Here is a 22,395-nt window from a genome sequence, read left to right as displayed (position 1 = left end):
GGGCAGAGCCCCTGCGTTGCCGAGCGTTCAGTGTGAGTGGCTTCCTGCCGCGTCCTGAAGGTGTCGCAGCACTTCGTCGAGGTTGAAGGCGGCGGGTTTCTGGCGTGGTGGGAATTGCGTGAAGGCTTCGATCTGGCCGGCGACGATCGCCTGCATTTCGTAGATCAGGTAGGCGTGGGAGATGACCCAGTCCCAGTAGGTGTTGGAGCTTTCGTCGGCGCGTTCGAAGGGGTCTCGGCGCAGGTTGAACATCTTGGGGGCGCGGAGTTTCACGAAGGGTTCGAACCAGCACATCAGTTGCTTGGCGCGCTGTTCCATCAGGACGAGTTTCCAGTCGCCCATGCGGATGGCGAGGATGTCGCCGTCGTCGCTGATGTAGAAGAAGGCGTGGCGGGGGCTTTGCTGGGTCTCGCCGGCCAGGTAGGGCATCAGGTTGAAGCCGTCGATGTGGACCTTGTAGGTGCGGTCGCCGGCGGCGTGGCCTTGCAGGAGCTTGGCGGAGATGTCGGTTTCGCCGGCGGCGGCGAGGAAGGTCGGCAGCCAATCCTGGTGGGAGGCGACGCCGTTGTAGACGGAGCCGGGTTTGATGGTGCCGGGCCAGCGCACGAAGATCGGCACGCGCCAGCCGCCTTCCCAGTTGGTGTTCTTCTCGCTGCGGAAGGGGGTGATGCCGGCGTCGGGCCAACTGTTGTAGTGGGGCCCGTTGTCGGTCGAGTACATGACGATGGTGTCGTCGGCGATGCCGAGCTCATCGAGTTTCGCGAGCATGGTGCCGATGTTCTCGTCGTGGGCGACCATGACGTCGTTGTAGTCGCCCTGGCCGTTGCTCTTGCCCTTGTGCTTGTCGGCGCAGTGGGTGCGGAAGTGCATCCCCGTGGTGTTATACCAGAGGAAGAAGGGCTTGTTGTCGGCGTGGGCCTTGTCGATGAAGGCGAGGGCTTTTGCGGTGACTTCGTCGTCGATGGTTTCCATGCGCTTGCGGGTGAGGGGGCCGGTGTCCTCGATGGATTGGCCGCCCTTGCCGTCGGATTTGCAGTGCAGGACGCCGCGGGGGCCGAAGCGCTTCTTGAAGGCGGGGTCGCGGGGGTAGTCGGGGTCTTCGGGTTCTTCCTCGGCGTTCAGGTGGTAGAGGTTCCCGAAGAACTCGTCGAAGCCGTGCATGGTGGGCAGGAATTCGTCGCGGTCGCCCAGGTGGTTCTTGCCGAACTGGCCGGTGGTGTAGCCGAGGGGCTTGAGCAGGGCGGCGATGGTGGGGTCCTCGGCGCGCAGGCCGAGGTCGGAGCCGGGCATGCCGACCTTGGTCATGCCGGTGCGGATGGGGTTCTGGCCGGTGATGAAGGCGGCGCGGCCGGCGGTGCAGCTCTGCTGGCCGTAGTAGTCGGTGAAGGTGCAGCCTTCGTGGCCGATGCGGTCGATGTTGGGGGTCCGGTAGCCCATCTGGCCGCGGTTGTTGTAGCTGATGTTCCACCAGCCGATGTCGTCGCCCCAGAGGACGAGGATGTTGGGCTTGCGTGTTCCAGCCATGAGAGTCTCCGTTGTTGGTTTCCGGCAGTCGTTGCTTGGCGCGCCGGTTGGCCCGGCGTCGGCGTCAGGCGATGCGCAGGAGGACGGCCATGAAGGCGAAGATGCCGATGGCGGTGAGGAGGATGGCGACGGCGGCGAGGGGGGAGTGTTTGCCTTCCTGCGTCATGCCGGCGATGGGGGCGTAGGGGTCGCTGCGCAGGTAGCGGACGGTCCACCAGTACTGCGACAGGGAGACGAGCAGGGAGGCGATGCCGGCGGCGATGAGGGCGAGGCCGAGGTAGCGCGGGGCCTCGGGGTGCGCGGCGGGCAGGGCTCCGGGCAGGTGCTGGACGTGTTGGAGGAACTGGACGATCGCGAAGCCGAAGCCGATCAGGGAGACGGCGGTGCGGACCCAGGAAAGCATCGTGCGCTCGAGGGCGAGGCGAGTGCGGATCCAGGCGAAGTGGCTGTCCGCGGTGACACGGACCTCGAAGCGGCCGGGGGCGGCGCTGGGTTCGGTTTGGGGCACGCGGGGTGTCCTTCGGGGTGGACGGGCGGGCGGTGATCAGGGGGTGCGGGGGTACCAGTGGCGCGCGATGCGGCCGGTGAGGCCGCGCACCACGACGTAGGGAACGACGGCGAGCATCAGGGCGATGATGAGGGCTTCGTTCGGGTAGAAGGTCTTCAGGACGAGCGCCTGGTAGATCATGTCCATGACGATGCCGAGCAGGACGATGCGGGCGGTGGCGTTCACGCCGTCGCGGAGGTGGGCGACGCGGTTTTGGCGTTCGCGCAGCATTGAGGCGAAGTAGGGGGTGTGGCCGCTGCGCGCGTCCTGCAGGCCCTGGCGGAAGCCGGCGAGCGCGGCCATCGCGGGTTGCAGGATGAAGCGGAAGGAGACGGGACCGTCGGGGCGCTCGACCATGTCGTGCCAGATGCGCTGGAAGGTCGCGACGGTGACGCCGTGCCAGACGATCCCGAGGACGATCAGGGCGGCGGCAAGGACGAGGACGAGCTTTGCCGGTACGCCCAGGCCTGTTGGTTGAGTAGCTGCCATCGTCTCGGTCCGATCCTGAAGCGATCGGCGGAGCCGACCTGACCGAAGCGGCATCGTCAGGGCGGCGGGATTGTTCCGCGAGGCGATAGACTAGTGCTGTGCATCGGCGCAAACAATCGGTGCGAAGTCGGTTACATCATGACGATTCAACGGCCGGGGTCAGTGCGAGGGTGCGACGGCCCGCGGTCGGGGCCGGGGCGCGCTGCGCCGCCCTCAGCTCCTGCGTTCGGTCGCGCAGCGTTGGCGGTATGGGCCGCGCCGACGCTGCTCGTGCGCACGGTAATGAAGGCTGGGCCGCAGCTGCCGGAGATGTCTTCCCGCTCGCCGTTGTTCGCCGCGGACACGGCGCTGCCGAGTTGGGCCGCGTAGGCTGAGCCTATGTTGCGGCGATCGCAGCGGTGTGCCGGGCGCCGGCGGGTCGGGTCCATCCTGACCCTGATGAGGTGCAGCCGGGAGGCGCCGGTGGGATCCCCTGTGCTGCGGTGGCGGCGTCGTCCCACGAGTTCATCCGCACCCTGCATCGAGGATGGATCGCGCCGTTTCATTCGAGCATCAGTCCAGCGGTTCGAAGGTGCAGGAAACTGAGTTTCCTGCCGGGGTGCGGGGGGCAGCGCCCCTGCGAGCCCCGACCCCACGCCTTGCCTGCTCACATACGGCCTATGCACCGTCACGGCGCCAGGATAGCTATCGGCTTCTGCACCGGCCCCGGGCAGAATCCGGGCCTGGGCAGGGCATCGAGGGATGGGGCTTAACGGTTGGATCAGCAACCTGTGGCGCCGCTGCAGGCCTGGCCGCCTGGCGACAGCCAGATGGCGAGGCTTGTGCGCGCGCATGACTGGGCGGCGACTCCGCTTGGCGCGATTGAGACCTGGCCGATGGAGCTGCGGTCGAGTGCCGCCTTCGTCCTGGAGAACCGCTTTCCGGCGGCGCTGGTCTGGGGTCCTGGCCTCGTCACCATCTACAACGATGCGTTCCGGCCGATCCTGGGTGAGAAGCCGGAGGCGCTGGGGCGGTCCTTCGCCGATATATGGCGGGAGGCGTGGGATGAGATCGCCCCGATGGTGGAGGGCGCGTTCGACGGACGGTCGACCTTCATCGAGGATTTTCCGCTGCTGATCGACCGGTCCGGCCGGCCGGAGCAGGCGTATTTCACCTTCTCCTACAGTCCGGTCAGGACCGGCGACGGGCTCGTGGCCGGCATGATCGACACGGTGGTCGAGACGACGGCGCATGTGCAGAGGGCGGCGGCGATCAAGCGGAGCGAGGAGCAGTTCCGGGCCTTCGTCACGGCGAGTTCGGACGTCGTCTATCGGATGAGCCCCGACTGGTCGGAGATGCGGCGGCTGGACGGGCAGGGCGCCGTTTCCGATGCCCAGCCCGCCAATGCGGCGTGGATGGCGGACTACATCCCGGCCGAGGACGTGCCGGAGGTGCGTGCGGCCATCGCGCGGGCCATCGAGACCGGGACGATGTTCGAGTTGGAGCATCGGGTGCGGAACAGCGATGGCACGCTGGCCTGGACCATATCGCGTGCCGTTCCGATCAAGGATGCGGATGGCAATGTCGTCGAGTGGCTGGGGGCGGCGAGCGACGTTTCCGAGCGGCGGCATGCGGAGGACCGGGCCAGGCTGCTCGCGGCGGTAGTGCAGTCCAGCGACGATGCGATCATCACGAAGGACCTCGACGGCGTCATCACGAGCTGGAATGCGGGTGCGGAGCGGCTGTTCGGCTATGCGGCCGAGGAGATCGTCGGCCGGCCGGTGACCGTGCTGATGCCGCCGGGGCGCGAGGTCGAGGAGCCGCTCATCCTGGAGCGGATCCGGCGCGGCGAGCCGATCGAGCATCATGAGACGATGCGGATGAGGAAGGACGGGACGGCGTTCGATGTCTCGCTGACCATATCGCCAGTCCGAGACCATGCCGGGACGATCATCGGCGCGTCGAAGATCGCGCGCGACATCACCGAGCGGAAGCGGGCTGAGAAGCTGGTGGAGATGCTGGCGATGGAGGCCGAGCATCGGACGAAGAACGTGTTCGCGACGGTGATGGCGACGGTGCGGCTGACGGAAGCGGATACGGTGGAAGATCTCCGGAGCCTGCTGGAAGGCCGCGTTCGCGCATTGTCGGATGTGCACGGGCTGTTCGTGAAGTCGCGGTGGTCCGGCGCGGATGTGGGCGCCATCGTCAGGCAGGAGCTCCTGCCGTATCGGCAGCAGCGCGGCGGCAGGGTGGTGCTCGAGGGGCCGCCATTGATGGCGGAGACCGCGAGTGCGCAGGCGCTGGCCATCATCATCCATGAATTGGTGACGAATGCGTCGAAGTACGGGGCGCTGTCGGATGCGGCGGGCCGTGTTCATGTCGAATGGGCGGAGATCGAGGGGGATCGCCTCGAGCTGCGTTGGGTCGAAGCCGGGGGACCGTCGGTGACGCCGCCGACGAAGAGCGGGTTCGGCACGAGCATCATGGAGCAGATGACCGCGGCGCGGGATGGGACGATCGAGTTCGCCTGGGACCGGGGTGGGCTGGCCTGTACGGTCGTGCTGCCGAAGTAGAGGTGCGGGAGGGCGGCCTCAGGCCGCCTTCACCGCGCGCGTCCGCGCATCGTGCAGTGTCAGCACGGCGAGGGCTGCGCTGACGCTGATCATGCCGACGGTGATGAAGGCCGGGCCGTAGCTGCCGGCCGCGTCCCGCCACACGCCGCCCATCGCCGCCGACACGGCGCTGCCGAGCTGGTGTGCGGCGAAGGCCCAGCCGAAGACGATGGCGGCCTTCTCCGGGCCGAAGTGGAGGCCGGCGAGTTTCACGGTGGGCGGAACGGTCGCCACGTAGTCCAGGCCAAAGAAGATGGCGAACAGGGTCAGCGAATACATGTCGAAGCTGCTGAAGGGCAGCCAGATCAGGGAGAGGCCGCGCAGGCCGTAGTACCAGGCGAGCAGGGCGCGGTTGTCGAAGCGGTCGGACAGCCAGCCGGAGCAGACGGTGCCGATGAAGTTGAAGATCCCCATCATGGCGAGGAAGGAGGCGGCGGTGACGGCGGACACGCCCATGTCGCCGCAGAAGGGGATGAAGTGCTGGTTGACGATGCCGGTCGAGGACAGGCCGCAGATGAAGAAGGTGCCGGCGAGGATCCAGAAGACGCGGTTGCGCAGGGATTCGCCGAGGACCGAGAGGCTGAGGGTGACGACGTTCTGCGCCGAGGCGGCGGGCGGCGGGGCGATGGCCTTCGCGCCGTAGGGGGCGAGGCCGATCTGGGCCGGGAAATCCCGCGCGAACAGCAGGTAGAGCACGGCGCAGATGGCGAGGCCGATGATGGCGGGCAGGATCGCCATTCGCCAGCCGTGGTTGGCGGCGAGCGCGGCGGCGGCGGGCAGGAAGGTGAGCTGCCCGGCGGCGAAGGCGGCGGTGAGCATGCCCATGACGAGGCCGCGGCGCTCGGCGAACCAGCGATTGGCTACGGTGGCGGATAGGACGAGGGCGACCATGCCCGCGGCGCCGCCCAGGGCGGCGAGGCAGGTCCAGACCTGCCAGGGGGTGGCGACCTGCGTCAGCCCGATGACGGCGGTGACGGCGATCACTGTGGCGGTGGAGACGACGCGGCGCAGGCCGTAGCGGATCATCAGCGCGCCGGCGAAGGGGGCCATGAGGGCGAACAGGCAGAACATGACGCCCATCGCGCCCGAGACGGCGGCCCGGCCCCATCCGAATTCCTCTGTCATCGGCACGAGCAGGACGCCAGGGAGGCTGACGGCTGCGGAGGTGCAGACGGAGACGAGGAAGGTGAGGGCGACCATCACCCAGCCGTAATGGATGCCGAGGCGGGCGAAGCGCGCGGCGGCGGCGGAGGCGAGCATGGGCGGGGCTCCCGGGGGTGCGGCGCTTGGGGCGCCGTGGGGCAGCGAATGACAGATCGGGGCGCGGTGCAAGGACAGGAAATGGACCTGCGGGCAGCGCGCGCCGGGTCGGTGCGGGATCGTTATGCGATGCAGTGATGGTCGCCATTGGCAGTGGCGTTTGGCAAGGCGCGTCCAGGCGGATGCATAGAGTGGCCTAGCCGCGCCTTCGGGCGTGGATGGCAGTCACGATGGCAGATGAGGGATTCGAACCGATGACCAAGGTTCTGGTGCTGTACTATTCCAGCTACGGGCATATCGAGCAGATGGCGCAGGCGGTGGCCGAGGGCGTGCGGGAAGCCGGGGCCGAGGCGGTGATCAAGCGCGTGCCGGAACTGGTGCCGGAGGATGTGGCGAAGAAGTCCGGCTTCAAGCTGGACCAGGCGGCGCCGGTGGCGACGGTGGATGAGCTGCCGGAATACGATGCGGTGGTGTTCGGCGTGCCGACGCGGTTCGGCAACATGCCCGCGCAGATGAAGAACTTCCTGGACCAGACCGGCGGGCTGTGGGCGCAGGGCAAGTTGGTCGGGAAGGTGGGCAGCGTGTTCACCTCGAGCGCGACGCAGCATGGCGGGCAGGAAAGCACGCTGCTGTCGACGCATATCGTGCTGCTGCACCATGGGATGGTGATCGTCGGGCTGCCCTATGCGTTCCAGGGGCAGATGCGGAACGACGAGATCGTCGGCGGGTCCCCGTATGGCGCGAGCACCATCGCCAATTCGGATGGGTCGCGGCAGCCGTCCGAGACCGAGTTGGCCGGGGCGAAGTACCAGGGCGCGCATGTGGCGCGGATCGCGACGAAGCTGGCGGGGTGACGGCGCACCCAGGCCGCGCCTTGCGTTGGCGGCCCGATGCCGGGCATCGGGCCGGGTGAGTTTGGTCAGGCGGTGGTGAAGGCTTCCGCCAGGCTTTCGAACATCGGCAAGCCGTCGGTGCCGCCCATGAGCGGGTCCACCAGGTCCTCCGGATGCGGCATCAGGCCGCAGATGCGGAGGTTCGGGGAGAGGATGCCGGCGATGTTGCGGGCGGAGCCGTTGCGGTTGGCGGCATCCGTGACGGTGCCGGCTTCGTCGGTGTAGCGGAAGGCGACGAGGCCTTCGCCTTCCAGCCGGTCGAGCGTCGCGTCATCGGCGAAGTAGTTGCCGTCGCCATGGGCCATCGGGCTGCGGAAGACCGCGCCCTTCTGCCAGCGCGACGTGAAGGGCGTGCCGGCGCGCTCGACGCGCATGTGGCAGTCCATCGACAGGAAGCGCAGCGACGCGTTGCGGAGCAGGCCGCCGGGCAGGAGGCCCGTCTCGATCAGGATCTGGAAGCCGTTGCAGACGCCGAGGATGTGGCCGCCCTTCTCGGCGAAGGCCTTCACGTCCTTCATGATCGGCGATTGCGCGGCCATGGCGCCGCAGCGGAGATAGTCGCCGTAGGAGAAGCCGCCCGCCAGCACGACGAGGTCGAGGTCGCGCGGCAGTTCCTCACGATGGAACAGCATCAGCGGGTCGCGGCCGGTCACGCGCTTCAGCGCGATGCGCATGTCGCGTTCGCGGTTGGTGCCGGGGAAGACGACGATGGCGGCTTTCATGGGCGGGGCTTCCGGTTCAGCCGATGGCGATGCGCAGCCAGTGCAGGCCGCCGAGGACGATCATGGTGGTGGCCGCGGCCAGCGCGGCGGCGGTGACCCAGCGGTTCACGGTCCGCTTGGCGCGGCCGGCGACGCCGAGCCGCGGCATGGCGGCGACGCGCTGTTCTCGCCAGCGCAGCCCCATCGCGATGAGGATGGTGAGGGCCACCATCGCGAAGAGGCTGAAGCGGATCATGTCAGGCGAGCTCGACCCGGAAGGATTCGATCACCGTGTTGGCGAGCAGCTTGCGCGCCATGTCCTCGGCGGCGGCCTTGGCCTTCGCGGGGTCGGTCTCGGCGAGGTCGAGCTCGATGACCTTGCCGGCGCGCACGTCGTTGACGCCGGCGAAGCCGAGGCCGTCGAGGGCGTGGGAGATCGCCTTGCCCTGCGGGTCGAGGACGCCGGCCTTCGGCATCACATAGACGCGGGCCTTCATGGCTGGGACATCCCATTCAGGTCTCTGGTGCTCGCCTTCGGCTGCGTACTCCGACGATCGGATGTCACTGCATTAGCTCCGGGCCGGTCATGTCGCGCGGGCCGGCCTCGGGCAGGATGCCGAGGCGGCGGGCGACTTCCTGGTAGCCTTCCTCGACCTTGCCGAGGTCGCGGCGGAAGCGGTCCTTGTCCATCTTCTCGCCGGTCTTCGCATCCCACAGGCGGCAATTGTCGGGGGAGATCTCGTCGGCGAGGACGATGCGCATCTCGTCATTCTCCCACAGCCGGCCGAATTCCAGCTTGAAGTCGACGAGGGTGATGCCGACGCCGAGGAACAGGCCGGTGAGGAAATCGTTCACGCGCAGCGTCAGGGCGACGATGTCGTCGAGGTCCTGGGTGGCGGCCCAGCCGAAGCAGGTGATGTGCTCCTCGGCCACCATCGGGTCGTTCAGCGCGTCGTTCTTGTAGTAGTACTCGATGATCGAGCGCGGCAGGCGCTGGCCCTCGGTGATGCCGAGGCGCGTCGCCAGCGAGCCGGCGGCGACGTTGCGGACGACGACTTCGAGGGGGATGATCTCGACTTCGCGGATAAGCTGTTCGCGCATGTTGAGGCGGCGGATGAAGTGGGTCGGGATGCCGATCTCGATCAGCCGCGTCATCAGGTATTCGCTGATGCGGTTGTTCAGGACGCCCTTGCCGGTGATAGTACCCTTCTTCGCGCCGTTGCCTGCGGTGGCGTCGTCCTTGAAGTACTGGACCAGGGTTCCGGGTTCGGGGCCTTCGAACAGGATCTTGGCCTTGCCCTCATAAAGCTGTCGGCGTCGCGCCATCGCGGGGGAATCCTTGCAGTCGCCATGCCGAGGGGCGGCTGTGGCGATGGAGCGGCGGGATATAGCAGCGGGATCGGGGGAGGGCCACCGCTCTGGGGCCGGGGCAGGGCCGCGCCGGGCGGGGTGCGGGCGTGCGCGGGGGATTGTGGCGGATAAGCTGCTGCCGGCGATCCTTCATGGCCGGCCGCCGCGGCGGGCGCGGACCGGGCTGGCCTCCTCGCGCGCAATCTTCCGCAGGCCGTCGAGTGCCGAGGCGACCAAAGAGGGATCGCTGCTGGCCTCATTGAACACCGCATAGGCGGGGTAGAGGAAATCCGGCGCATTCGGAACGAGTTCGAGCCGGCCGCTCCGCAGATGCGGCTTCACGGAGCTGAGCCGGAAGTACCCCGTGCCGCCGGCTTCCAGGATGTAGCCCAGGCCGAGCGGGCCGAGGTCCACCACCAGGCTCGGTTCCTGCTGCCCCGGGGCATTGCCGGACAGCAACTCGTCGCCGCGATCCACCTGCACGTAGTCGTCGCGGCCGATGCCGGCGGCGGTGCCGCGGACCAGGACCAGGCGTTCCTCCATCAGCAGCTCGACGCGCAGGCCGGGGCGGTGGCGGGCGGCATAGACGATGCCGATGTCGATGATGCCGTCGGCGACCTGGTCCAGCACCCGTTCCGACAGGAAGACATGGGCGCGCAGCGCGACATCCGGCTGGTGGCGCCGGAGCCATAGCAGCCAGCGCAGCAGCAGCGGGTCCCACAGGCTGTGCTCGGCGCCGACGCTGAGGACGGCGCGCCGGCTTTCCGGCACCGCCACTTCCTGCCGCGCGCGTTCCCAGAGCTGGACGAGAGACGGGGCGTGGCGGAGGAACTGCTCGCCGGCGGAGGTCAGGCTGGCGCCGCCCTTGTTGCGGATGAAGAGGCGGCGGCGGAGCTGGGCCTCGAGCGTGCGGATGCGGGCGCTGACGGCGGTCTGGCTGACGTTGAGGCGGTCGGCCGCGCGCACGAAGCTGCCGGCGGCGACGATGGCAAGGAAGGTGCGGACGAGCTCGATGTCCATATGAGCGCCTTTTAATGCAGAGAATATGCATTGAAACAGCAAACATATTCGATTGAATGCGGTTAATCCATCAGGCAGCTTGCATCCCAGTAATGTGGCGCCCTCCGTCAGGACAAAGAGGGAGGTGCCGCAAGCCGTGACGAATGAATGCCGGGGCATCGCGCCGGCAATTGTTCCGACGCGGTGCACAAGCCGGGAATTGCGGAGAACAGTCACGAACAGGTGAGCTGATGGGCTGCCCATGCCCGCATGGTTACTGACCGACAAGCAACAACAGGCGACAGGCTACCCGTCCTTATCTCGAATCCGCCCGCAGATGCTGCGGGACAAGGCGTGGATTCGCGGGCGTCGACCTGCAACCGGGAAAGCGTTCGCATGCTCGAAAACCTGGCGCTCGGCTTCGATGTCGCCCTGAGCCTCAACAACCTGACCTTCGCCTTCCTTGGCGCGCTGATCGGCACGGCCATCGGCGTGCTGCCGGGCCTCGGCCCGACCGCCACCATCTCCCTGCTGCTGCCGCTGACCTTCGGGATCGAGCCGACCACGGCCATCATCATGCTCGCGGGCATCTACTACGGGTCGCAATATGGCGGCTCGACCACGGCGATCCTGCTGAACCTGCCCGGCGAGGTTTCGGCGGTGGTCACCGCGATCGAGGGGCACAAGATGGCGAAGAACGGCCGTGCCGGCGCCGCCCTGGCGGCGGCGGCCCTCGGTTCGTTCTTCGCCGGCAGCGTCGCGACCATCGTGGTCGCCGCCTCGGGGCCGGCGCTGACCTCGGTCGCGCTGTCCTTCGGGCCGCCCGACTATTTCTCGCTCATGCTGCTCGGCCTCGTCGTCGCCTGCGTGCTCGCCCGCGGGAGCGTGCTGAAGGCGATCGCCATGGTGGTGATGGGCGTCTGCCTCGGCATGGTCGGTACGGATGTGCAGACCGGGCAGCAGCGCTTCACCTTCGGGGTGCCGGAACTCTCGGATGGGCTAAACTTCGTGGCGCTCGCCATGGGCCTGTTCGGCATCGCCGAGATCATCCTGAACCTCGAGAAGCCGGAGATGCGCAGCGGCACCGTTCCGGTGCGCGGCTCGCTCTGGCTGACGAAGGAGGAATGGCGCTACGCGATCCCGGCGAGCCTGCGCGGTACCGCCCTCGGCAGCATGCTCGGCATCCTGCCGGGGGGCGGGGCGGCGCTCTCCTCCTTCGGGTCCTACATGCTGGAGCGGCGCCTGACACGGCGACCGGAGAAGTTCGGCAATGGCGCGATCGAGGGGCTGGCAGGGCCCGAGAGCGCCAACAACGCCGGCGCGCAGACCGCGTTCATCCCTTTGCTGACGCTCGGCATCCCGTCGAATTCCGTCATGGCGCTGATGGTTGGCGCCCTGATCATCCAGGGCATCCAGCCTGGTCCGCGCATGGTCACGGCACAGCCTGAACTGTTCTGGGGCCTCATCGCCTCGATGTGGATCGGCAATCTGATGCTGCTGGTGATCAACCTGCCGATGATCGGCGTCTGGGTGAAGCTGCTGCAGGTGCCGTACCGCTTCATGTACCCGTCGATCATGATCTTCTGCGTGATCGGCGCTTACAGCATCAACAACAACGTCTTCGATGTCTACGCCGTCGCGGCATTCGGGGCGCTCGGATACCTGCTGTCGAAGCTGGCGTTCGAGCCCGCGCCCATGCTGCTCGGCTTCGTGCTGGGGCCGATGATGGAGGAGCATCTCCGACGCGCCATGCTGCTGTCGCGTGGCGACCCGATGACATTCCTCGAACGGCCGATCAGCGCGAGCCTGCTGGCGCTCGCGGCGATCGCCCTGCTGCTGATGGCGAGCCCCGCGATCAGACGCGGCAAGACGGTGGCGGTCGCGGAGGGCGGGTAGCGGGGCGGGTTCCGCGAGCGCGCAGTCGTCCTAGGCGGCTGGAACGGGGGGCGGCCTTGGCCGCCCCCTTACATAGGTACCGGGCGGTTCAAGCCCGCCCTGACGGCAGCGCTGCCAGCGCCATTGTGACGCCCGGCCGGCATCCCACGGGCCTTGGCCGACGTTGCATGCCCTTCCATGTGAGCTAGGCGGCCGGTTCCACCGGCCCATCGCTCACGGAAAGGTCCCCATGCCGGACATGCACTACCCCGAGACGGCACGTATCGACGTGATCGAGGAGCGTTTCGGCCGCACGGTCACCGATCCCTATCGCTGGCTGGAGGGGGATGCGGGGAGCGATCCGCGGATCCTCGCGTGGATCGAGGCGCAGAATGCGGTGAGCGCGGCCTATCTGGAGGCGCTGCCGGGGCGGGACGTCTTTCGCGAGCGGATGGCTGCGCTGCTCGATTACGAGCGGTACACGGCGCCGGTGAAGCGGGGTGGGCGGTACTTCTTCACGCTGAACCGCGGGCGAGCGAACCAGCCCTCGCTGTTTGTCCGGGAGGGCAGTGAGGGCCTGGACCGGCTGTTGATCGACCCGAATGCCTGGTCCGACGACAGCGCCGATGCGCTGGGCGAATGGAGCGCGTCGGATGACGGGCGCCTGCTGGCCTTCGGGGTGCAGGTCGGCGGGACGGATTGGCGGACCATACGGGTGCTCGATGTCGATTCGGGGCGGGAGTTGGAGGACAGGGTGGAATGGGCCCGGTTCACCCAGATCGCCTGGGCGCCGGACGGGTCCGGTTTCTTCTATTCGCGCTACCCGAGGCCGGAACCGGAGGCGATGAATGCGCCCGCGGCCGACCATGCGATCTGCTTCCATCGGCTCGGGACGCCGCAGGAAGAGGATCGCCTGATCTTCGCCACGCCGGATCGCCCCGCGCTGCTCAACATCGCAGGCCGCGCCGATGCCGGGCGCTACCTGCATATCTCCTCGACGCCCGGCACGAATGAGAGCGCGCTGGCCGTCGTGGATCTGGAGGCGGAGGACTGGACGCCCCGCACCGTCGTCGCCGGCATGGAGGCCGAGTGGCTGGTGCTCGGGAATGTCGGAACCAGGCTGGTCCTGCTGACGACTGAGGGCGCGGAACGCCGCCGGGTGGTGTCGCTCGACATGGCGGAGGCAGAGCCGACGCCGGTCGAGATCGTGCCGGAGGCCGCGGGCCAGGCCGTGGTCAACGATGCGGCGATCCTCGGCGGGCGGCTGCTGGTCGGCTACCTGGTGGATGTGAAGACGGAGGTCCGCCGCTTCCGCATGGATGGCCGGCCGGATGGGGTCGTGACGTTGCCGGGCATCGGCACCGCCGGCGGGCTGCGCGGGCATCCGGCGGAGAATGAGGCGTTCTTCGTCTTCACCAGCTATGACCGGCCGACCACGGTCTACCGCTATGAGGTCGCGGCCAACCGGGCCGAGCCCTGGGCCGAGCCCGTGGTGCCGATCGACCTCGGCGCGATCGTCGTGGAGCAGCGCTTCTATTCCTCGAAGGACGGGACGAAGGTGCCGTTGTTCCTGGTTCGCCGGCGCGACGTGACGGGGGCGGCGCCCACCCTGCTGTATGGCTATGGCGGGTTCGGGATCAGCCTGATCCCAGTCTACAACCCGTTGCAGATCGCCTGGGTCGAGCAGGGCGGGGTGTTGGCGGTGGCCAACATCCGTGGCGGTGGCGAGTACGGCCGGGCCTGGCATCGCGCCGGGCGGCGCGAGATGCGGCAGAACGCCTTCGATGATTTCATCGCGGCCGCCGAGTTCCTGAAGGCTGAGGGCATCACCCCGCCGGATGGGCTGGCGATCCAGGGTGAGTCGGGGGGCGGGCTGCTGGTCGGCGCCGTGACGAACCAGCGGCCGGACCTGTTCAACGCGGCGCTGCCCGGCGTCGGCGTGATGGACATGCTGCGCTACGACCAATTCACCGGGGGCGTGCTGTGGATGCCGGAGTTCGGCAGCCCGGCGGAGGAGGCCCACTTCGCCAACCTGCTCGGCTACTCGCCGTATCACGCCATCCGGCCGGGGCGGGACTATCCGGCGATCCTCGTGACCACGGCAGATGCCGATGACCGCGTGGTGCCGGCGCATAGCTTCAAATACGTGGCGGCGCTGCAGGCGGTGGATCTAGGGCGCAGGCCGCGGCTGGCGCGCATCGAAACCCGCGCCGGGCATGGCGGCGGGATGCCGCTCGACAAGGCGATCGCGCTGCATGCGGATATGTGGGCGTTCGCGGCGCGGTGGACTGGGTTGGCGGTGGGGTAGGGCGCGAAGGTCGTGCGACGGAAAGTCGGAGGGGGGCTTTCTCCGACCGTCACCGCGCCACGATGCTGCGCGGAAGCGTGGTGCGAAAGCAGTCTGAGGCTTTGTACGCAGTGCCTTGCCGCTGCTTCGCGGTGAGGGAACGGGCACGGGAGCCGTCCTGTTCCGGCTCCGCATTCGGTCTTCAGCGGCCGGCCGGCAGGTCCAAGGCCGCGAAGGGCGCGGTGCCGGGCGCGGCGGGGCAGAAGCGCCAGTGCCGCATGCCGTCCGCCCCGAAGGCGAGCAGGCTGGCGCAGACCGTGCCGAAGCCGTTGGTCGGCGGGACGTTGAGCGTCTCGGCCGGGCCGATCGCGGGGTCGAATCGGCTGTCGCTCAGCAGCGCCTCCCACGCCGACCAATCCCCCGTGCCAGGATCGGGCGGTGGCGTGGCGCGGAAGCGGGGGAGGTGGCGGCGGGTGCGGGGGCTGGTCGGATCGTTGGGGTCGTGGGCCGTCACCATGGACAACCCTTCGGGCAGCGTCGTTGCCTCCGGCGGGCCTTCGCCCAGGCCGCGGATGAAGACGGCGAGGCGCGAATCGGCGATCACCATGTTGAAGGGCCGCCAAGCACCGGCATTCAGGGAAAGGATGGCGGCGGCGGCTGCCTCCGCGGTTTCCGCCGCGGCCGCGATGAGGGGCAACTCGCCGCGGGAGCGCTTGCCGGCCGCCGGGCCGAGGCTGCCGGGCCGGTTCAGCACCGCCGCCAGGACCCCGCCTCGGCCGAGCGCCATCCAGGTGCCGCCGGCCGACCGGTCGCGGCCGCCGACGGTCGCCGGATGCTCCGGCCACCAAGTGGCGGGCGGGTCCCAGGCGCGATCCAGGCGTTCGTCGCGATTGGCGGCAATCAGCAGGGGCCAGGAGTGGCCGGGCCGGCGCAGGGCGATGACGGTGCACATGCCGGCAGGCTGCTGTGACGGCGGCGCGGCGGCAATGGGCCGCAGCGCGGAGCTGTGCGGCGGCCGCGCCCGAGGCGCGGCCGGACCGGATCAGAAGCGGAAGTTCAGCGAGACGCCGGGCGGGCCGTAATAGGCCGGCGGTGGCGCGTAATACACAGGCGGCGGCGGCGCGTAATACACGCGCGGCGGCGGGGCATAGACCACCCGGGGCGGCGGTGCGTAGTAGCGCGGCCGCGGCGCATAGTACCGGGGCGGCGGGCCCCAGCCACGGCCGGGATGACCGTGGTGGCCGTGGCCGCGGCCGCGCCAACCGTCGCCGGCCGAGGCCTCGGTCGGTACGACCACCAGTGCGGCGCCGGCAGCCAGGGCGAGGGCTCCGATGATGCGGGTCAGGCGCATGGCCAACCTCCTTCAGTCATGCTCCTTCGTAACGTGCGTCCTTGTCTGAAAGAGGGCCGTCTTGCCTTTGTTTTTCCTCAGTGACTTCACGAGGAAGCGATTTCATGGGCGTTCCGGCGCGGCGCCATGCGGCGTGCCGGATCTCAGGGCTGGCACTCAGGCTTCGCCGAAGACGCGCCGGAAGACCGTGTCCACATGGGCGAAGTCTCGCGCCGGGTCGATCGCCGTCTCCAGCGCGGCGGCACTCAACACCGCGGAGACGGTGGGGTCGGCGATGAGGTTCGCGCGGAAGTCGCGCCCGCCCGGCGTGCCGAGTGCTTCCCAGGTCGCCATCGCCGCGCGCTGCACGGCGGCGTAGGAGTCTTCCCGGCTCATGCCCGCCTGGGTCAGCGCCAGCAGCACCTTCTGGCTGTGCACCACCCCGCCGAGCGATTCGAGGTTCGCCGCCATGCGCTGCGGGTAGATGGTGAGCTTCTCCATCATCCCCGTGAGGCGGGCGAGGGCGAAGTCGAGCGCGATGGTCGCGTCGGGCGCGATGACGCGCTCGACCGAGGAATGGCTGATGTCGCGTTCGTGCCACAGCGCGACGTTCTCGAGCGCCGGCGTGGCGTAGCCGCGGACCAGGCGGGCGAGGCCGGTCAGGTTCTCGCTCAGCACCGGGTTGCGCTTGTGGGGCATCGCGGAGGAGCCCTTCTGGCCGGGGTGGAAGTATTCCTCCGCTTCCCGGACTTCCGAACGCTGCAGGTGGCGCACCTCGGTCGCGAGGCGCTCGATGCCCGAGGCGACCACGGCCAGCGCGCAGAAGAAGGCGGCGTGGCGGTCGCGGGGGATGACCTGGGTGCTGACCGGCTCGACCGCGAGGCCGAGCCTGCCGGCGACGAACTCCTCGACGCGCGGGTCGACGGAGGCAAAGGTGCCGACCGGGCCCGAGATGGCGCAGGTCGCGATCTCGGCGCGCGCCGCAACAAGTCGTGCGCGGCCGCGGGCGAATTCGGCGTAGTGTCCGGCGAGCTTCAGCCCGAAGGTGGAGGGCTCGGCATGGATGCCATGGCTGCGACCGATGGTCGGCGTGAGCTTGTGCTCCATCGCGCGCGCCTTCAGCGCGGCGAGCAGCGCGTCCAGGTCCGCGACCAGCAGGTCCGCCGCGCGCGTCATCTGCACCGCGAGGCAGGTGTCGAGCACGTCGGAACTCGTCATGCCCTGGTGCATGAAGCGCGCCTCGGGGCCGATGCCCTCCGACATGAAGGTCAGGAAGGCGATGACGTCGTGGCGGGTGACGCGCTCGATCTCGTCGATGCGCGCGACCTCGGCTTCACCGATCGCGGCGGCGCGAGGGCCGCCCTTGTCGCGGATGGCCTTCGCGGCCTCGGCGGGGATGGTGCCGAGGCCGGCCATCGCCTCGGCGGCCAGGGCCTCGATCTCGAACCAGATGCGGTACCGCTCGGCAGGGGACCAGATGGCTTCCATTTGCGGACGGGAATAGCGCGGCACCATGGGGCGGGCTCCGGGAACGTGATCGAGGCGGGGTTTGGCGCGAGGGGCGCCGGGGCGCAAGCGCGCGCGCCGCAGGACCGCCATTCGGGGTTGCGGCCGGAAGGGCGCCCCGGTATCTGCGTCCGGGTTACATTCAGGCAACGTCCTTCTCAACACATCTCTGGGGCCATCGTACGATGTTGGAAATGCTGCCCGAGTGGCTTCAGCCACTCGCCATGGTGTTGTTCATCGATATCGTCCTTGCGGGCGACAACGCCATCGTCGTCGGCATGGCCGCGGCGGGCCTGCCGCCCGAACAGCGCAGGAAGGCGATCTTCTGGGGCATCATCGCCGCGACGCTGATGCGTATCGGCTTCGCGTCCATCACGGTTCAGCTGCTGTCCATCGTCGGCATCGTCTTCGCCGGTGGCGTGCTGCTGCTGTGGGTCTGCTGGAAGATGTACCGCGAGTTGCGGGACGGCCATGGTGGGCATGACGACACCACCGAGCAGCATGAGGGCGTTAGCGCGATCGAGGGCGGGGCGACCCCTGGCGCACCGAAGAAAACGCTACGACAGGCGATCATCCAGATCCTGGTCGCCGACGTGTCGATGAGCCTCGACAACGTGCTGGCGGTGGCCGGCGCGGCGAAGGATCACCCCTACATCCTGATCATCGGCCTCGCCTTCTCGGTCGTGCTGATGGGCGTGGCGGCGACGCTGATCGCGAACCTGCTGCACAAGCACCGCTGGATCGCCTGGGTCGGCCTGCTCGTCATCCTCTACGTGGCCGGCGACATGATCTACCAGGGCACGCATGAGATCGCGACCGAGGTGCCGGAGGCCTATGCCTACCTGTTCCTGCCGCTCGGCTTCCTGGCGCCGGCGGTGGCCGGGGCCTTCTCGGTGTGGTTCTGGGTGGGTGCCACGGTGATGCAGATGGTCGTCTACACGACGATCATCACGCTGGTGGCGGGCGCGATCCGCGACGCCTCGCGGCGCAACGACACGGCCTGACGGCCGGAAGGTGGGCGGGCACGGCCCGCGGGGGGCCGTCCCGGTCCCCACAGGGCCGCCCGCCATGGCGTGACAGGATGAGCGGTCGGATCGCGGCGAGCGATCCGGCCGCTGAAACTGTCACGGTTTGGCCGGAATCGGCTGCCTTTCTGCGCTACGGCGCAGCGGCGGGCGCGGCCATGACTGGAGGGGGCATCATGAACTGGGCTGACATCGGCCGTAGAGGCTGCCGCGGCATCGCCGCCGGCGTGCTGGTCGCCGCGGCGGGTTGCGCCATGATGGAGCAGGCGCAGGCACCGGCCCTGCGCACCATCGCCGAACGGATGCCGCAGGAGTTGGCCGGCTTCGTGCTGGGCGAGACGGCCGAGCGGCCGGGGCCGTCGCTATCGCTGGACTACGCGACGCCGAGCCGAAGCGCCGTCGGCACGGTGCTCGTGTACGACGGGGCTGGTGAGCGGGCGCCGGCCGATCCTGCCGCGCCGGCGATCGATCGGGAATTGACGGCCGCCGTTGCCGAATTGTCGGAGGCGCCGCAGGGGCGCACGGGGCGCCGGCTCGCGGAGCGCGAGAGGATGACGCTGCCCGACGCGGGGTTGCGCTGCGCCGTGATGACGGGCGCCTTCGGCCGCGCCCCGGTGATGCGGCAGGTCTGCGTCGGCGGGGCGGCGGGGCGCTTCGTGAAGATCCAAGTGACGATGGCCGACAGCCGCCCCCGGCCGGCGGATGCCAACGCGTTCGCGGTCGCGGCGATCGGCGCGGTGCGCGGGGGGTAGTCTTCGCGCCCCGCACGCCGGTCCTCCGCGGGTCAGGCCTTCATCTGGATGAGTTGGATCAGGTTGCCGCAGGTATCATCGAGGATGGCCATGCGGACCGGACCGGCATCCGTCGGGGGCGCGGCGAAGCGCACGCCGTCCGATACCAGCCTTGCGTGATCGGCATCGAGGTCCTCGACCCTGAAGGACGCGGCGGGGATGCCGTCTGCGACCAGCGCCGCCTTGTAGGGGCCGACCGCCGGATGGGCGCTGGGTTCGAGCAGCAGCTCGGTGCCGTCCGGGTCTTCGGGGGAGACGACGGTCAGCCAGCGATAGTCGCCGGCGGGAATATCGTTCTTCAGCCTGAAGCCGAGCCTGCGTGTGTAGAAGTCCAGGGCTTTCGCCTGGTCGTCAACGAAGACGCTGGTGACGTAGATCTTCATCGGCTTTTCCTTCCCGGTGGTGCGGCGTGACACCGCGGCATGCCGCGTTCGTCGGCGCGTTGAAGGGGTGTGCCAGGGCGGTCGCTTCCGCGGGGCATCCTGCGCGTCCGGATGACCCGATCCGGACGCTATCTGCTCTAGGCACCGGGGCGGCCCCGCGCAATCATCCCGGCCATCAGAACATCGGGAAGGATCGCCAGGCTCATGACTGCTGCCGTGCCCATCAAGGGCCATCGTTTCATCATCGTGGGCGGGGCCAGCCTCGTGGGGTCCGCGACCGCGGCCGAGCTGCTCGACGCCGGTGCGTCGGAAGTCGTGCTGTTCGACAATTTCTCGATGGGGTCGGAACAGGCGATCGCGCATATCCGCGACAATCCGCGGCTCCGCCTCGTGCGCGGGGACGTGATGCGGCTGCCGGACCTGCTGCGCGCGATGGAGGGCTGCGACGGGGCGCTGCTGCTCGCCGCCTACATGACGCTGAACATGAACAACGACCCGTGGGGCGGGTTGGATGTGAATGTCCGCGGCGTGCAGAACGCGCTGGAGGCGGCGCGGGCGAACAGGGTGAAGAAGGTCGTCTTCGCGTCGTCCAACGCCGTGTACGGCTACGGGCCCGGGGTGAAGGGGGACCTGGTGGAGGAGACGCCGTTCTTCTCCGTCGGCGCGCCGCCGGCCGCGATCCTGTACGGCGCGACCAAGATCATCGGCGAGCAGCTCTGCCGCGATGCGAAGCGGCGCTTCGGGCTGGACTACGTCGTGCTGCGGTATTCGACCGTGTACGGGGAGCGGCAGCACTACCGCGCAGCGAACGCGCTCTACATCATCGAGACCTGGGACAAGGTGAAGAAGGGCGAGCGCCCGCAGGTTTATGGTGACGGGTCGGAGACGAAGCACTTCGTCTATGTCGGCGACCTCGCGCGCGCCAACCGCATGGCGTTTGAATCGGCGGCGACGGATGTCGCCGTGAATACTTCTGGACCCAAGCCGGTGACGACGCTGGAACTCGTGAAAATGGTCACGAAGCTCGCCGGATCGTCGGTCGAGCCGGAATTCGTCGGCGACACGCCGGGCAAGGTGCGGCTGACGTCGGGTGGGGCGTTCCGCATCGCGCATGAGGAAGCCTTCAAGGCGATCGGCTGGAAGCCGGAAGTCCAGATGGAAGAAGGGCTGCAGCGCCTGATGGCGTGGATCGACAGCAACGAGGGGAAGACGTCATGACCACCATCAGCCGCCGCGGCCTGATCGCCGCCGGACTTGCAGCGCCCGGCATCGCGCCCGCGCTGGCGCAGACGAACAGATATCCGGACCGGCCCGTGGAACTCGTCGTCGGGTTCACGGCGGGCGGGGCGACGGACCTCGATGCGAGGGCCGTCGCGATGTTGCTGGAACGGCGCATCGGCGGGTCCGTCGTGGTGGTGAACCGGCCGGGCGCGGGCGGCGAGGTCGCGCTCGCTTCCGTCGCGCGGTCGCGGCCGGATGGGCACATGCTCGGCACGACGAACATGCCGGGCTTGCTGACGATTCCGATCGAGCGGCGGGCGCAGTTCAAGCTCGAGGATTTCGCGGGCGTCGCGAATGTCGTGACCGACCCGAACGCGATCACCGTGCATGAGGACAGCCCGTACCGGTCGATCCAGGACATCCTGACCGCGGCGAAAGCGCAGCCGGACCGGCTGACCTTCGCGTCCACCGGCATCGGCACGGATGATCACCTGATGCTGGTGCTGATGCAGCAGCAGACGGGCACGAGCTTCACCCATGTGGTGTTCCAGGGCGACCCGCAGCTCATCACCGCCATCCTCGGCAAGCAGGTGGATGTGCTGGGGCTGAACCTCGGGCCCGTCACGGCGCAGCCGGACAAGCTGCGGACAGTGGCGATGGCTGGGGCGACGCGCAGCCGATTCAGGCCGGAGGTGCCGACGCTGAAGGAACTTGGCATCGATGTCGTGATGGGGTCCGAGCGCGGCGTGGTGGCGCCGGCGGCGACACCGCCGGCGGTGCTGGCGAAGCTGCGCGAGGCGATGGCGGATGTGGTGAAGGACCCGGAATTCGTGCGGGTGCTGCAGACGCGCTTCACCGAGCCGAGCTTCGAGGATGGCGAGGCGTGGTTCACCCGGCTGCGTGGGCTGCAGGAAGGCTATCAGACGCTGTGGCAGCGGACGCCCTGGGCGCAGCGGTGAGGTGACGGGAGAGGGGCGCGGCCCCTCTCCGGCGCCGTCAGGCGAGCGGAATCGGGATCGGTTCCACCTGGTGCTGCCCGGTGGTGTCGGCCTGGAGGAACACGCGCGCTGGCGTGGTGAAGTCCGTCTTGCTGGCGTGGCAGTACAGGTGGTCGCCGGGGTTGCCGTGCGGCGCGCCCTTGTGGGTGTCGTCGTGGTGGTCGACCCAGTTGTTGATGAGCACGTCGCAACTGTCGGTGCGCGCGTCGAACTCGATGTAGACGCCCTGCGCGCCGGGCGTGTTGTAGGACAGGTCGTAGAGGCGCGCCGGGCCGTCGAAGCGGAGCGCGCGGGCGATGGCGCCGATCTCGGCGACCATTTCCTGCAGGCCGGGCAGGCCCTGCGAGTAGGTCGAGCCGGCGCCGATCTTGGCACCGACATAGAGGTTCAGCCCGGTGCCGGCGCCGCCGCGGTGGCCGGTGACGAAGCGGGCGAACTTGTCGGCGTCGCGGTCGATCTTGGTCGGGCCGTAGCCGGTCGCCTGGTGGAAGCCGAACAGGCCGGTAGTGGTCTGGTAGAGAATGGCGCGGCAGGCGCTGATGCTGGGGAATCCGATCCGCGTCGGCGAGTAGCCGTATTCGTACTCGCTGAGCAGGACGATGTTGGTGGCGAAGCCTGGCACGCG

21 protein-coding genes and 1 pseudogene are annotated in these 22,395 nt (G+C 68.8%); 8 read left to right on the top strand and 14 right to left on the bottom strand.

Annotated features, from left to right (window positions below):
- Window positions 1–27: 27 nt before the first annotated feature.
- The 3 genes from GXW78_RS13735 to GXW78_RS13725 form a co-directional block, all read right to left on the bottom strand.
- Window positions 28–1,524, bottom strand: coding sequence for an arylsulfatase (locus GXW78_RS13735; RefSeq protein WP_211869385.1), 1,497 nt, complete (start codon window positions 1,522–1,524; stop codon window positions 28–30).
- 64 nt (window positions 1,525–1,588) lie between these two features.
- Window positions 1,589–2,032: a YidH family protein gene (locus GXW78_RS13730; protein ID WP_211869384.1), complete on the bottom strand. Its 444-nt coding sequence runs from the start codon at window positions 2,030–2,032 to the stop codon at window positions 1,589–1,591.
- A 36-nt stretch (window positions 2,033–2,068) separates the two neighbouring features.
- The gene (locus GXW78_RS13725) at window positions 2,069–2,560 is read right to left on the bottom strand and encodes a hypothetical protein (RefSeq protein ID WP_211869383.1); all 492 of its coding nucleotides are present in this window, start codon (window positions 2,558–2,560) and stop codon (window positions 2,069–2,071) included.
- Window positions 2,561–3,315: 755 nt separating this feature from the next.
- Here GXW78_RS13725 and GXW78_RS13720 point away from each other — a divergent pair.
- Window positions 3,316–5,112: a PAS domain S-box protein gene (locus tag GXW78_RS13720; RefSeq protein WP_211869382.1), complete on the top strand. Its 1,797-nt coding sequence runs from the start codon at window positions 3,316–3,318 to the stop codon at window positions 5,110–5,112.
- Window positions 5,113–5,130: 18 nt separating this feature from the next.
- Here GXW78_RS13720 and GXW78_RS13715 read toward each other — a convergent pair whose 3' ends face one another.
- The gene (locus tag GXW78_RS13715; RefSeq protein WP_211869381.1) at window positions 5,131–6,411 is read right to left on the bottom strand and encodes an MFS transporter; all 1,281 of its coding nucleotides are present in this window, start codon (window positions 6,409–6,411) and stop codon (window positions 5,131–5,133) included.
- A gap of 254 nt (window positions 6,412–6,665) precedes the next feature.
- Here GXW78_RS13715 and wrbA point away from each other — a divergent pair, with 254 nt between their 5' ends.
- Window positions 6,666–7,265: an NAD(P)H:quinone oxidoreductase gene (gene wrbA / locus GXW78_RS13710; protein WP_211869380.1), complete on the top strand. Its 600-nt coding sequence runs from the start codon at window positions 6,666–6,668 to the stop codon at window positions 7,263–7,265.
- Between the two features lie 65 nt (window positions 7,266–7,330).
- On the opposite strand, the gene purQ is transcribed toward wrbA, so the two are convergent.
- The 5 genes from purQ to GXW78_RS13685 form a co-directional block, all read right to left on the bottom strand.
- The gene (gene purQ, locus GXW78_RS13705; RefSeq protein ID WP_211869379.1) at window positions 7,331–8,026 is read right to left on the bottom strand and encodes a phosphoribosylformylglycinamidine synthase subunit PurQ; all 696 of its coding nucleotides are present in this window, start codon (window positions 8,024–8,026) and stop codon (window positions 7,331–7,333) included.
- 16 nt (window positions 8,027–8,042) lie between these two features.
- A complete protein-coding gene (locus tag GXW78_RS13700; protein ID WP_211869378.1) occupies window positions 8,043–8,261 on the bottom strand; it encodes a hypothetical protein in 219 nt (72 codons plus the stop codon).
- A gap of 1 nt (window position 8,262) precedes the next feature.
- Complete coding sequence (purS, locus tag GXW78_RS13695) at window positions 8,263–8,502, bottom strand: phosphoribosylformylglycinamidine synthase subunit PurS (RefSeq protein WP_211869377.1); 240 nt, start codon at window positions 8,500–8,502, stop codon at window positions 8,263–8,265.
- Between the two features lie 64 nt (window positions 8,503–8,566).
- The gene (purC, locus tag GXW78_RS13690; RefSeq protein WP_211869376.1) at window positions 8,567–9,331 is read right to left on the bottom strand and encodes a phosphoribosylaminoimidazolesuccinocarboxamide synthase; all 765 of its coding nucleotides are present in this window, start codon (window positions 9,329–9,331) and stop codon (window positions 8,567–8,569) included.
- 174 nt (window positions 9,332–9,505) lie between these two features.
- Window positions 9,506–10,375, bottom strand: coding sequence for a LysR family transcriptional regulator (locus tag GXW78_RS13685; protein ID WP_211869375.1), 870 nt, complete (start codon window positions 10,373–10,375; stop codon window positions 9,506–9,508).
- Window positions 10,376–10,750: 375 nt separating this feature from the next.
- On the opposite strand from GXW78_RS13685, the gene GXW78_RS13680 reads away from it, so the two are divergent.
- Both GXW78_RS13680 and GXW78_RS13675 read left to right on the top strand, forming a co-directional pair.
- Window positions 10,751–12,250, top strand: coding sequence for a tripartite tricarboxylate transporter permease (locus GXW78_RS13680; RefSeq protein ID WP_211869374.1), 1,500 nt, complete (start codon window positions 10,751–10,753; stop codon window positions 12,248–12,250).
- A 229-nt stretch (window positions 12,251–12,479) separates the two neighbouring features.
- The gene (locus tag GXW78_RS13675; protein ID WP_211869373.1) at window positions 12,480–14,537 is read left to right on the top strand and encodes a prolyl oligopeptidase family serine peptidase; all 2,058 of its coding nucleotides are present in this window, start codon (window positions 12,480–12,482) and stop codon (window positions 14,535–14,537) included.
- Between the two features lie 181 nt (window positions 14,538–14,718).
- Here GXW78_RS13675 and GXW78_RS13670 read toward each other — a convergent pair whose 3' ends face one another.
- From GXW78_RS13670 to purB, 3 genes are all read right to left on the bottom strand, one after another.
- Window positions 14,719–15,468: an NRDE family protein gene (locus tag GXW78_RS13670; protein WP_211869372.1), complete on the bottom strand. Its 750-nt coding sequence runs from the start codon at window positions 15,466–15,468 to the stop codon at window positions 14,719–14,721.
- Window positions 15,469–15,558: 90 nt separating this feature from the next.
- Window positions 15,559–15,867: a hypothetical protein gene (locus GXW78_RS13665; protein WP_211869371.1), complete on the bottom strand. Its 309-nt coding sequence runs from the start codon at window positions 15,865–15,867 to the stop codon at window positions 15,559–15,561.
- A gap of 156 nt (window positions 15,868–16,023) precedes the next feature.
- Window positions 16,024–17,361, bottom strand: a complete 1,338-nt coding sequence (purB, locus tag GXW78_RS13660; protein ID WP_211869370.1) for an adenylosuccinate lyase — start codon at window positions 17,359–17,361, stop codon at window positions 16,024–16,026.
- 176 nt (window positions 17,362–17,537) lie between these two features.
- On the opposite strand from purB, the pseudogene GXW78_RS13655 reads away from it, so the two are divergent.
- Both GXW78_RS13655 and GXW78_RS13650 read left to right on the top strand, forming a co-directional pair.
- Window positions 17,538–18,176, top strand: a pseudogene (locus tag GXW78_RS13655) (TerC family protein); the annotation flags it as partial.
- A 377-nt stretch (window positions 18,177–18,553) separates the two neighbouring features.
- Entirely contained in the window at window positions 18,554–19,129 is a 576-nt protein-coding gene (locus GXW78_RS13650) for a hypothetical protein (RefSeq protein ID WP_211869368.1), read from the top strand.
- Between the two features lie 32 nt (window positions 19,130–19,161).
- On the opposite strand, the gene GXW78_RS13645 is transcribed toward GXW78_RS13650, so the two are convergent.
- Window positions 19,162–19,551 (bottom strand): VOC family protein, encoded by a 390-nt coding sequence (locus tag GXW78_RS13645; RefSeq protein WP_211869367.1) that lies wholly within the window; start codon window positions 19,549–19,551, stop codon window positions 19,162–19,164.
- Window positions 19,552–19,755: 204 nt separating this feature from the next.
- On the opposite strand from GXW78_RS13645, the gene GXW78_RS13640 reads away from it, so the two are divergent.
- Both GXW78_RS13640 and GXW78_RS13635 read left to right on the top strand, forming a co-directional pair.
- Window positions 19,756–20,769 carry an NAD-dependent epimerase/dehydratase family protein gene (locus tag GXW78_RS13640; RefSeq protein WP_211869366.1) on the top strand — a complete coding sequence of 338 codons (1,014 nt, stop codon included), beginning with the start codon at window positions 19,756–19,758 and terminating at the stop codon, window positions 20,767–20,769.
- Window positions 20,766–21,731 (top strand): tripartite tricarboxylate transporter substrate binding protein, encoded by a 966-nt coding sequence (locus GXW78_RS13635; RefSeq protein ID WP_211869365.1) that lies wholly within the window; start codon window positions 20,766–20,768, stop codon window positions 21,729–21,731. The genes GXW78_RS13640 and GXW78_RS13635 overlap by 4 nt, the downstream gene beginning before the upstream one ends.
- Before the next feature lie 37 nt (window positions 21,732–21,768).
- On the opposite strand, the gene GXW78_RS13630 is transcribed toward GXW78_RS13635, so the two are convergent.
- Window positions 21,769–22,392, bottom strand: a complete 624-nt coding sequence (locus GXW78_RS13630; protein ID WP_211869364.1) for a hypothetical protein — start codon at window positions 22,390–22,392, stop codon at window positions 21,769–21,771.
- Window positions 22,393–22,395: the final 3 nt, after the last annotated feature.

Source organism: Neoroseomonas terrae (genome assembly GCF_018129025.1).
Lineage (GTDB): Bacteria > Pseudomonadota > Alphaproteobacteria > Acetobacterales > Acetobacteraceae > Neoroseomonas > Neoroseomonas terrae.
Note: the sequence above shows the minus strand (reverse complement) of the source record. Positions and strands in the feature narration are given on the sequence as shown.

Bases quoted from the DNA above. Each gene is read 5' to 3' on its own strand.
- GXW78_RS13680 (WP_211869374.1), top strand. From the start codon at position 10,751: ATGCTCGAAAACCTGGCGCTCGGCTTCGATGTCGCCCTGAGCCTCAAC.
- GXW78_RS13635 (WP_211869365.1), top strand. From the start codon at position 20,766: ATGACCACCATCAGCCGCCGCGGCCTGATCGCCGCCGGACTTGCAGCG.
- GXW78_RS13685 (WP_211869375.1), bottom strand. From the start codon at position 10,375: ATGGACATCGAGCTCGTCCGCACCTTCCTTGCCATCGTCGCCGCCGGC.
- GXW78_RS13715 (WP_211869381.1), bottom strand. From the start codon at position 6,411: ATGCTCGCCTCCGCCGCCGCCGCGCGCTTCGCCCGCCTCGGCATCCAT.
- purS (WP_211869377.1), bottom strand. From the start codon at position 8,502: ATGAAGGCCCGCGTCTATGTGATGCCGAAGGCCGGCGTCCTCGACCCG.
- purC (WP_211869376.1), bottom strand. From the start codon at position 9,331: ATGGCGCGACGCCGACAGCTTTATGAGGGCAAGGCCAAGATCCTGTTC.
- GXW78_RS13645 (WP_211869367.1), bottom strand. From the start codon at position 19,551: ATGAAGATCTACGTCACCAGCGTCTTCGTTGACGACCAGGCGAAAGCC.
- GXW78_RS13675 (WP_211869373.1), top strand. From the start codon at position 12,480: ATGCCGGACATGCACTACCCCGAGACGGCACGTATCGACGTGATCGAG.
- GXW78_RS13665 (WP_211869371.1), bottom strand. From the start codon at position 15,867: ATGCGCCTGACCCGCATCATCGGAGCCCTCGCCCTGGCTGCCGGCGCC.
- purQ (WP_211869379.1), bottom strand. From the start codon at position 8,026: ATGAAAGCCGCCATCGTCGTCTTCCCCGGCACCAACCGCGAACGCGAC.
- GXW78_RS13640 (WP_211869366.1), top strand. From the start codon at position 19,756: ATGACTGCTGCCGTGCCCATCAAGGGCCATCGTTTCATCATCGTGGGC.
- GXW78_RS13650 (WP_211869368.1), top strand. From the start codon at position 18,554: ATGAACTGGGCTGACATCGGCCGTAGAGGCTGCCGCGGCATCGCCGCC.
- GXW78_RS13670 (WP_211869372.1), bottom strand. From the start codon at position 15,468: ATGTGCACCGTCATCGCCCTGCGCCGGCCCGGCCACTCCTGGCCCCTG.
- GXW78_RS13735 (WP_211869385.1), bottom strand. From the start codon at position 1,524: ATGGCTGGAACACGCAAGCCCAACATCCTCGTCCTCTGGGGCGACGAC.
- GXW78_RS13725 (WP_211869383.1), bottom strand. From the start codon at position 2,560: ATGGCAGCTACTCAACCAACAGGCCTGGGCGTACCGGCAAAGCTCGTC.
- purB (WP_211869370.1), bottom strand. From the start codon at position 17,361: ATGGTGCCGCGCTATTCCCGTCCGCAAATGGAAGCCATCTGGTCCCCT.
- GXW78_RS13700 (WP_211869378.1), bottom strand. From the start codon at position 8,261: ATGATCCGCTTCAGCCTCTTCGCGATGGTGGCCCTCACCATCCTCATC.
- wrbA (WP_211869380.1), top strand. From the start codon at position 6,666: ATGACCAAGGTTCTGGTGCTGTACTATTCCAGCTACGGGCATATCGAG.